At 34.0% G+C, this 2,530-nt stretch carries 5 protein-coding genes and 1 pseudogene; all 6 read right to left on the bottom strand.

The features are described from left to right. Positions 1 to 120: 120 nt before the first annotated feature. The gene (locus tag JCM21531_RS16875; protein WP_038291553.1) at positions 121 to 471 is read right to left on the bottom strand and encodes a hypothetical protein; all 351 of its coding nucleotides are present in this window, start codon (positions 469 to 471) and stop codon (positions 121 to 123) included. 2 nt (positions 472 to 473) lie between these two features. Continuing rightward, positions 474 to 653: a hypothetical protein gene (locus JCM21531_RS16870; RefSeq protein ID WP_038291550.1), complete on the bottom strand. Its 180-nt coding sequence runs from the start codon at positions 651 to 653 to the stop codon at positions 474 to 476. Positions 654 to 1,420: 767 nt separating this feature from the next. Beyond that, positions 1,421 to 1,615, bottom strand: a complete 195-nt coding sequence (locus JCM21531_RS16865) for a DUF4926 domain-containing protein (RefSeq protein ID WP_038291548.1) — start codon at positions 1,613 to 1,615, stop codon at positions 1,421 to 1,423. Between the two features lie 9 nt (positions 1,616 to 1,624). Then, a complete protein-coding gene (locus JCM21531_RS16860) occupies positions 1,625 to 1,966 on the bottom strand; it encodes a DUF6883 domain-containing protein (protein ID WP_338077177.1) in 342 nt (113 codons plus the stop codon). A 107-nt stretch (positions 1,967 to 2,073) separates the two neighbouring features. Further along, complete coding sequence (locus JCM21531_RS24710; RefSeq protein ID WP_369347735.1) at positions 2,074 to 2,268, bottom strand: hypothetical protein; 195 nt, start codon at positions 2,266 to 2,268, stop codon at positions 2,074 to 2,076. Positions 2,269 to 2,313: 45 nt separating this feature from the next. Then, positions 2,314 to 2,468: pseudogene (locus JCM21531_RS24705) on the bottom strand (IS110 family transposase); the annotation flags it as partial. Between the last annotated feature and the right edge of the window lie 62 nt (positions 2,469 to 2,530).

The following is a 2,530-nucleotide window of genomic DNA, read 5'->3' as shown; positions in this document are numbered from 1 at the left end:
CAAATTATATATTTAAAACATCCTGCTGAATTTTGGTAGTATGCTTCTTTTATACCCAAAACATATATTTATGTAATCCTTAAACCTCTTAAGCTATTTACTTTCCCAAAACCTCAACTATCACCTGTAACAAACAACCTTTAAGTTATACCAGTCCTGCATATCTCTCTTGAAATTTATGTATTCACTTTCATTGTCTGCAATCTGCTTAGCATTGTATATTATTAGATATTGTATATCCTTTTGTTCTGTAAGAAATTTTACCCTTTTTGTAATATCCTTTATACCCCCAAAGGTAATAACGATACTATCTACTTGAATATTCTCCTGACAACAAGCTGTTGTCATTTGCGCTACCTGTGCTGCCATTACTTCAAGGTCTGCTTTTGCAGTACTCGCTGGTCTTACTGCTATTACAGCTTTAGGTAACAACTGCACAGGTGGTCTTACTGTTCTTATATCTTTACTCATTATTACTCCACCTCTCTTTTAACTGCATCTGATACATTAGTAAATGCGCTCACATCCAATAGAATCATATCCTCTGATACAAATTTAAACTCTACTACCAAATAGCAATATTTATTAAGTATCCTAAGAATATCTATATCTGCCTTATCTAATGTGAGCGGTAATGTCATTTTTCCTGTCATTTGATTTACCCCTTTCTTTTTACTTGGATACTTATATTACTTTTTTCTGTCACCTAATTAACTGTTCATGTTCAAAATTTTTATTCTTTGTCCAATTTACATTTATTTTTCTATCCATCAGACAAATCATCATAAAAAAGATAGTGCCTTATGCACTACCTAATTTACCGCTTATTTATACCGCTATATCAGATACTTGATACTATCAACCATCTTTTATCTTTGCTTTATGTTTATTTACTCTGATTTTCTTTTTCTTCTTATTGTTGTCTTTGTTCAACTACTTTTAACTTTTTTCCACCACCAACAACCTCCCCCTAATAGATTCACATATATGCATCCATTTATGCATATATGTGAATCTTAACTGTAGATTTTGATTTTCAACTCCTCATTTTCCCTTGATATTACTGGATTTAAAAATTATATAAAAATTTTTCAAGTTTTTTATTAACAAGTTTTTATCAGGATATTATCAAGTAAGCGGATGATATAAAATAGTGCACTCTTTTTTATTCATAAAACCCTTACACCAGCTTAATATCCCAATTTCCTGATGCATAAATTATAATAAAAATAACAGAAATACTAAAATACTGGACAACGTGTATAATAAGTTGAACATGTTTTATAATGCAGAATCTTCGGTATATCAATATATAAAGATTATCTATTCGCCATGACAATATTGTATAAAATATGAAAAGGCCATATCAGCCGAAGCTATATGACCTCATAGTTAATAGATACCAATGTGAGTAACCTCATTAAGCTTTATCAATTTCATTAGGAAGAAGTGTAATTATCGCCTTAGTTATACCTTTTTCATTGACAAATTCCACTTCATATGCCTCATTTGGTTCTGTATGAACCATTACAACTGCACCAATATCCCCCTTCTTTAATCCCTCTTTTTGGTAATCTCTTAATAGCACAACTGCATCAAATTCATTAAACTTCATAGTTAACACCTACTTTACATATATTGTTGTCAATTCAGGTATATTAGACCCAGTTTTTAAAATCCATCCTGTTCTAACGGTAGCAACTTTACCATTAACACCTTCTATTAACATATCTACCGTATAGCGTTGTCCATATTGGTCAAGTTTGCCCACTATAGCTCCACTTTTCGATAGCTTATCATATATCTGCTTCATAAGTACGTCAGCATTAGACTTATTATAACCTAAAGCACTTTCAAACACTTTTGCTTTATTTCCTCCTACAGGATGTTCTGGGTTAAGTGCATATTCAGTTAACTTCCTTGGGTCAATTTTAGCGTTATTAAAGTTTGGAAGTAAATTTTGAATCTTACTCGTTCCCTCACTACAAGGACTATAACTATTATATAATTCCTGTTACCATATCTCAATCAAAAAAGAATTATCTTCCATTGCTTTGCTTCCAGAATATGAAATCAGTTCTTGTCATCAACCTTTTCATATGGCCTGTATTCCGTCTTGGTTTTCATCATACCGTAAATAATCCTCACAAGCCGCCTTGCCACGCACACAAGCGCCTGTGGCTTGTTCTTGCCCTCTTTGACCTTCTGCTCAAAATACTCCCTGAATACCGGGTGCCTTGGCTTTCCTGAAGCCGATACTGCTACCATCTGGATTGCAAGAAAGTGAAATATCGCATTTAGTGCCCTGTTGCCATTCCTGCACCTTTGGTCTTTGCCCTTTCCGGCAGAGCTGAATTGCACCGGCGCCAAGCCATAAACCGAGCCAGCTTGTCTGAGTCAGGGAAACGGTTTATATCCCCGATTTCAGATATTATCTGTGCTTCTGTAACAAGGTCAATTCCCGGCATTGTATGTAGCTTATAGCCTGTCAAAGGTATCAGCTTTCTTAGTTCATCGTCAATTTCGGAAA

It is taken from the genome of Acetivibrio straminisolvens JCM 21531, from assembly GCF_000521465.1.
Taxonomy (GTDB): Bacteria; Bacillota; Clostridia; order Acetivibrionales; family Acetivibrionaceae; genus Hungateiclostridium; species Hungateiclostridium straminisolvens.
This window is presented reverse-complemented; position numbering and strand designations above follow the sequence as displayed.